The 5982-nt window shown below is 64.4% G+C and carries 6 protein-coding genes and 1 pseudogene; 5 read left to right on the forward strand and 2 right to left on the reverse strand.

Annotation, left to right across the window (positions count from 1 at the left end):
* The coding region (locus CIC12_RS33220) for an EamA family transporter (RefSeq protein WP_238812716.1) at positions 1-434 on the reverse strand (434 nt) is incomplete at its 3' end.
* Positions 435-612: 178 nt separating this feature from the next.
* On the opposite strand from CIC12_RS33220, the gene CIC12_RS19130 reads away from it, so the two are divergent.
* Both CIC12_RS19130 and trxA read left to right on the forward strand, forming a co-directional pair.
* Positions 613-1488, forward strand: coding sequence for a pirin family protein (locus CIC12_RS19130; RefSeq protein ID WP_168665930.1), 876 nt, complete (start codon positions 613-615; stop codon positions 1486-1488).
* 102 nt (positions 1489-1590) lie between these two features.
* Positions 1591-2439 carry a thioredoxin gene (trxA, locus tag CIC12_RS19135; RefSeq protein ID WP_168665932.1) on the forward strand — a complete coding sequence of 283 codons (849 nt, stop codon included), beginning with the start codon at positions 1591-1593 and terminating at the stop codon, positions 2437-2439.
* Positions 2440-2552: 113 nt separating this feature from the next.
* On the opposite strand, the gene tcdA is transcribed toward trxA, so the two are convergent.
* Positions 2553-3410: a tRNA cyclic N6-threonylcarbamoyladenosine(37) synthase TcdA gene (gene tcdA / locus CIC12_RS19140; protein WP_168665934.1), complete on the reverse strand. Its 858-nt coding sequence runs from the start codon at positions 3408-3410 to the stop codon at positions 2553-2555.
* Positions 3411-3633: 223 nt separating this feature from the next.
* On the opposite strand from tcdA, the gene pdxH reads away from it, so the two are divergent.
* The 3 genes and pseudogenes from pdxH to CIC12_RS33225 form a co-directional block, all read left to right on the forward strand.
* Entirely contained in the window at positions 3634-4275 is a 642-nt protein-coding gene (gene pdxH / locus CIC12_RS19145; RefSeq protein ID WP_168665936.1) for a pyridoxamine 5'-phosphate oxidase, read from the forward strand.
* Positions 4276-4415: 140 nt separating this feature from the next.
* Entirely contained in the window at positions 4416-5630 is a 1215-nt protein-coding gene (locus CIC12_RS19150; RefSeq protein ID WP_168665938.1) for a class I SAM-dependent methyltransferase, read from the forward strand.
* Positions 5631-5700: 70 nt separating this feature from the next.
* A pseudogene (locus tag CIC12_RS33225) lies at positions 5701-5982 on the forward strand (DUF72 domain-containing protein); the annotation flags it as partial.

Below are 5982 nucleotides of genomic sequence, written 5' to 3' on the forward strand. Positions count from 1 at the left end.
AGCACGAAACCGGCGACGCTCATCGAGTGGCCGCCTTGCAGGCCGATCACCGCGAGCCCGCCCGCCGCGATCAGCAAACCCGCGACATTCGGCAAACGAAACCGCTCGCGCAGGAACAGCGCCGCGAACATCAGCGTGAAGAACGCCTGGGCCTGCAGCACCAGCGAAGCGAGCCCGGCCGGCATGCCGACGTACATCGCCGAGAACAGAAAAGCGAATTGCCCGAACGAGATCGTCGCGCCGTAGGCGAGCAGCCAGCGCCACGGCAGGTTCGGGCGTTTGACGAAGAACACCGCCGGCACCGCCGCGACCGTGAAGCGCAAGGCGCCGAGCAGCATCGGCGGCACCCCGTGCAGGCCCACCTTGATCACGACGAAATTGACGCCCCACGCGAGCACCACCACCAGCGCGAGCAGCAAGTCCCTGGGCGACATCCCGGTCTCCGATTGATTGTCCAATCCGGCAGTTTAGCGGAGCCGGCAGCGCGGCGTGATCGCCCACGCGACGAGTTCCCGCGGCGCCGCTGTCTCACGAGCCGTCGGCATCGCGCGCTGCGCAGTAGAATCGTCCATTAAGCCTAATCCACACCGACCATTTCAGCCGAGCCCGCCCATGACCTCCTCGATCAAAGCAGTCCTCAAACCGCATCTGCGCGACGTCGGTAGTCTGACCGTGCGGCGCGTGCTGCCCGCGATGGCCGCGCGCCTGATCGGCCCGTTCATCTTCTTCGACCACATGGGCCCGGCCACGCTCGAACCCGGCGTCGGCCTCGACGTGCGTCCGCATCCGCACATCGGTCTCGCCACCGTCACCTATCTGTTCGAAGGCGCGATCATGCATCGCGATAGCCTCGGCTCCGAGCAGAAAATCGTCCCCGGCGACGTCAACTGGATGACCGCGGGGCGCGGCATCGTCCATTCCGAGCGCACGCCCGCCGAAGATCGCGCGAGCGGCCTGACGATGCACGGCATCCAGACCTGGGTCGCGCTGCCGCTCGCGGACGAAGAGGTCGAACCGTCGTTCGCGCATCACGCCGCCGACACGCTGCCGGTCGTCGAGCGCAATGGCGTATCGCTGCGGGTGATCGCGGGCACGGCCTTCGGCGTGGAGTCGCCGGTCAGGACGTTTTCTGGCACGCTGTACGTCGCCGCGGAATTCGCGCCGGGCAGCGCCTTCGCGCTCGAACCGGAGCATGAGGAACGCGGCGTCTATCTCGTGGATGGCGATCTGGAGATCGACGGCGCGCCGCTCGAAGCCGGTCAGATGGCGGTGCTCGCGCTCGACGAAACCGTCACGCTCGCCAGCACGCACGGCGCGCGCGTCATGCTGCTCGGCGGCGAGAAGCTGGACGGCGAGCGCTTCATCGAGTGGAATTTCGTCGCCAGTTCGCGCGCGAAGATCGAAGCCGCGAAACTCGCGTGGACTCGTCAGGAGATGGGCACGGTGCCGGGCGAAACCGAATGGATCCCGCTGCCGGAACGAAAATGAACGCACATGAGCGCCGCCGCCGATGCGAGCCGGCGCCGGCCGCATTGAATCCATGCCGTTCGGCCCCAATTGATCACAAACCGTTTTATCGACGAGGATGCAATGGACACCACTCTGGCCACTTTTGAACAGGACGTCATCGCGGCGTCGACACTGGCCCCCGTGCTGGTCGATTTCTGGGCGCCGTGGTGCGGCCCCTGCAAGAGCCTCGGCCCGATGCTCGAAAAGCTCGAAGCCGAAGCGGCCGGCAAATGGAAACTGGTGAAGGTCAACGTAGACGAGAACCAGGAACTGGCCGCGCACTTCCAGGTGCGCAGCATTCCGCACGTGATCGCCTTTGCCGACGGCCGGCCGGTCGATCAGTTCATCGGCGTGTTGCCTGAAGGTCAGTTGCGCGAGTTTATCGAGCGGCTCGTGCCGCAAGGCGCGGAGGCGGCGCGCCTCGAAGCGCAGAGCGCTTTGGCCGAAGGCCGCCGCGAAGACGCGTACGACGCGCTGCAAGCCGCCCTCGCCTACGACCCGGGCTTCGACGAAGCGCGCATGGACCGCATCGAGTTGCTGCTCGAAGACAACCGCATCGACGAGGCGCGCAACGAGGTGGATCTGCTGTCGCCGAAAACGACGCAGGGCATCGACGCGCGTTTCAACGCGATCAAGACTCGCCTCGATGCAGTGGATGCCGCCGCCGACCTGCCGCCGACCGATGCGCTGGAGGCCAAAGTCGCGGCCGCTCCGGACGATCTCGATGCGCGCTTCGATCTGGCGAGCGCGCTGATCGCGCGTCGCAAATATGCGCAAGCGCTCGAACACCTGCTCGCGATCGTGCAACGCGATCGCACGTTCCGCGACGATATCGGGCGCAAGACCATGTTGTCGGTGTTCGATCTGGCAGCGCATCAGCCGGAGCTGGTGTCGCAGTGGCGGCGCAAGCTGAGCGCGTCGTTGTTCTGATCCCCGCCGCGTTCAGGCGTGGTGGCCGCGAGCAAGCGCGGCTAGCGCGCCTGAATCTGCGGCCATCGCACCTTCACCGTGCCGCGCGCACGCGCGGCACTCGCCTCACCGCATCAGGCCACCGCCTGCTTCGCCAAGGCTCGCAACACATGCGCCGCGGCGGCAAAACCGAAGCTCGCCGTCACGCACACGCTCGATCCAAATCCCGCGCAGTTCAGCCCGACCGGTCCCGTGTGACCCGGCGACGTGCTCACGTGCTCGGCTTCCGCATCAATATCGCAGACGGCCGCTTCCGGGTAGATCAACGGCTCGTCGGAATACACCGCGCTCACCTTGAACTTCGCCTTCGGTCCGCGCGGAAAGCCATGCTGTTTGCGCAACTGACCGCGCACTTTCGACAGCAGCGGGTCCTGGATCGTCAGCGCGAGATCGTCGATACGAATGCGCGTCGGGTCGAGCTGACCGCCCGCGCCGCCCACCGTGATCAACGCCTGTTGACGCTCGACACACCATGCGATCAGCGCGGTCTTCGTGCGCACGCTGTCGATTGCGTCGATCACGTAGTCGAAGCCGCCGCCCAGCGTCGCCGCGAAGTTGTCGGGCTCGACGAAGTCTTCGATCAGCCGCACGTCGCAATACGGATTGATCGCGGCGATGCGCTCGGCCATCGCTTCGACTTTCGGCTTGCCGTAGTTGCCGTCGAGCGCATGAATCTGCCGGTTGGTATTGCTTTCGGCGACGTTATCCAGGTCGATCAGCGTCAACGTGCCGACCGCGCTGCGCGCGAGCGCCTCGGCCACCCACGACCCCACGCCGCCTATGCCGATCACCGCGACGTGCGCGCCTTCGAACGCGGCGAGCGCCGGCGCGCCGTACAGGCGGGCGATGCCGCCGAAGCGCCGCGCGCGGTCGGCGGTTTCACTCCCGTCGAGGCTGGTAGTAAGATCGGATTGCGCGGTGGTGCTGGACATGATGGCGGGGCTCGTTGAAAACAGGCAAGACAGGAAGTGACGGCGCTCAAGCGGGTTTGGCGCTCGCAGCCCGTATTTTGCCTGAACGCGTCGATCGGCATCGCCGCGGATGCGGCGGCAGCGAAGGCGGAAAGCCATGCATGGCACGCGGTCTTGCCCTGCTCACGCGCAAAAAGTTAACTCCCTGGCTATACTTGCTTGACTGTAGCGTTCGCATAAGAACATGACCTCACTCGCCGAACTTCGAAAAAACTATTCGCTGGGTTCTTTGGACGTTGCCGATGTCGACCGCGACCCGTTTCGTCAGTTCGGCATCTGGTTTCAACAAGCTGTCGACGCCAAGCTGCCCGAGCCGAATACGATGACGCTGGCCACGGTCGACCCGCGCGGCCGGCCGTCGGCGCGCATCGTGCTGATCAAGGGCGTCGATGAGCGCGGCTTCGTGTTCTTCACCAATTACGAAAGCCGCAAGGGCCGCGAACTGGCGGCCAATCCGTACGCGAGCCTGCTGTTTTACTGGATCGAACTCGAACGCCAGGTGCGCGTCGAGGGGCGCATTGTCAAAACCAGCACGGAGGAAAGCGACGCGTATTTCGCGTCGCGTCCGCTCGGTTCACGCATCGGCGCGTGGGCCTCGAATCAGAGTCAGGTAATTGAAAGCCGTTCGCAGCTCGAAACACGCGAACGCGAAATCAGCCTGCAATACGGCGACCAGCCACCGCGTCCCCCACACTGGGGCGGTTATCGTTTGGTCCCCGAAGCAGTTGAATTCTGGCAGGGCAGGCCGTCGCGTCTGCACGACCGTCTGCTCTATACGCGCACAAGCGAAAACGGCGACTGGCAAATCTCCCGCCTATCGCCTTGAATCGAATATGACGCTGGCAGCGCGCCGCCAACGTAGCAGCGCGCGCCGGCCGGATCGCGTCTCGCGGCATGGGAGTTGCGCCGCACCGGGCCGCGGTCCACACAAGCTTTGCTTTAATTCAACGGACACGGAGAGATCACATGTTCTGGGAGAAGAAGCTGGCGCAGTGGGTAGAAGAAGTAAAAATCAAGGCTAACCTGCCTGCACGCCTCGTGCTGTGGGACGGTCAGCAACACGACTTCGGGCAGTTCGCCGCGCCCCAGGTCACGCTACACGTCAAGAGCGCGACAGCGTTGCCCTATTTGCTCGAACCGAGCCTCGACAATCTCGGCGAGGCGTACGTGAAGGGCAAGATCGACATCGAGGGCAAGCTGTCGGACATCATCAACATCGGCTATCAGCTGGCGCGAAATACCGTGACCAGCGCAAGCAAGCTCGCGCGCGTGCGACGCTACTTCAATCACTCGAAGACGTCGGACAAAAAGGCGATCCAGTACCACTACGATGTCTCGAACGAGTTCTACAAGCTGTGGCTCGACGAGAACATGGTCTACTCGTGTGCGTACTTCGAGAACGGCAACGAAGATCTCGCCGCCGCGCAGATCAAGAAGATCGACCACATACTCACCAAAGTCCAGTTGCAGCCCGGCCAGCGTCTGCTCGATATCGGCTGCGGCTGGGGTGCGCTCGTGCTGCGCGCGGCGCAGAAGTTCGGGGCGAAGTGCGTGGGCGTGACGCTCTCGCAAAATCAGTTCGACCTCGCTACCGCCCGCGTGAAAGCTGCGGGCCTGGAAGGCCAGATCGAGATCCGCCTGCAGGATTATCGTGACGTTACCGGTCAATTCGATCGCATCACGAGCGTCGGCATGTTCGAACATGTGGGCCGCAAGAATCTGCCCGGCTACTTCGAGAAAATCCGCGACCTGCTGGTCGATGACGGCATCGCGATGAACCACGGCATCACGTCGAGCGATTCCGACAGCGGCGAAACCGCGCTCGGCGGCGGCGAATTCATCGACCGCTACGTGTTTCCGGACGGCGAGCTGCCGCACATCAGCCTCGCGCTCGAATCGATGCAGCGCGGCGGGCTCGAAGCGGTTGACGTCGAAAGCCTGCGCCGTCACTATGCGCACACGCTGGACCTGTGGGCGGAACGTTTCGAGGCGCATGCGGACGAAGCCCGCAAGCTGGTCGATGACGAAAAATTCCGCATCTGGCGCGTGTACCTCGCCGGTTGCGCCTACGCGTTCGAAAACGACGACGTGTCGATCTACCAGGTGGTGTGCCGCAAAGCCGGCCGCAGCGCAAAAACCTTGCCGTGGTCGCGCCGCTATATGTACGAAAAACCGCTGTGATACGGTTGCGCCGCGGCACGTGCATGAGCGGACCGGCGCGGCGCAACCTTGAACAGCAGATCGGACATCGATGGACCAGAGCGGGACGAACGAAGTTGAACAGCCGCCAGGCGGCGGGCATCGTGGTGATGATGACACCGGCGGCGAAGCCGCGCAGTTCGATCTGTTCGGAATGCCCGTGGAGCAGGCGAGCGCTTCGTCGAAGGTGGACGCTCGGGCTGGTAAGCCGCCGCGCGCGGTAGTCGTAGCCGAAGCTGGAGCCGCGCAGCCTGACGCTGATGCAGTGGCTACCGCGCCCGCTGCCGCCCCCCAGCCCGAACGCCGGCGGCAACGGCGCATGAAACCCGGCGCG

Source organism: Paraburkholderia sp. SG-MS1, from assembly GCF_012275575.1.
Taxonomy (GTDB): Bacteria; Pseudomonadota; Gammaproteobacteria; order Burkholderiales; family Burkholderiaceae; genus Paraburkholderia.